A 295-nucleotide genomic window follows, 5' to 3' on the forward strand; every position below is an offset into this window, starting at 1 on the left:
GGCGGCCCAGGAGCAGGAAATCAACGCCGAACGCCAGCAGAACCTGCGCCAGCAGCAGGACGAGGCCCAGGAACAGGCCCGTGTCGTCGCCACCATCGGTCGGGCCCTCGAAGACCTCGCCCAGGGCGATCTGACCGTGCGCTGCGGCGATATCGGCGCCGGCTATGCCGGCCTGCGCAACAACTTCAACGAGGCACTGTCGCATCTGGAAGCCGCCATGGGCCGGGTCAATGCCAAGGGCAACGACATCGGCGTCTCCAAGGAAGAGATCCGCCGCGCCTCCAACGAGCTGTCG

1 pseudogene is annotated in these 295 nt (G+C 67.1%); it reads left to right on the forward strand.

Features of this window, described 5'->3' with window-relative positions:
- A pseudogene (locus PY649_RS34970) lies at positions 1-295 on the forward strand (methyl-accepting chemotaxis protein); the annotation flags it as partial.

Origin of the sequence: Rhizobium mayense (assembly GCF_030272705.1) — a bacterium.
Taxonomy (GTDB): domain Bacteria; phylum Pseudomonadota; class Alphaproteobacteria; order Rhizobiales; family Rhizobiaceae; genus Rhizobium; species Rhizobium mayense.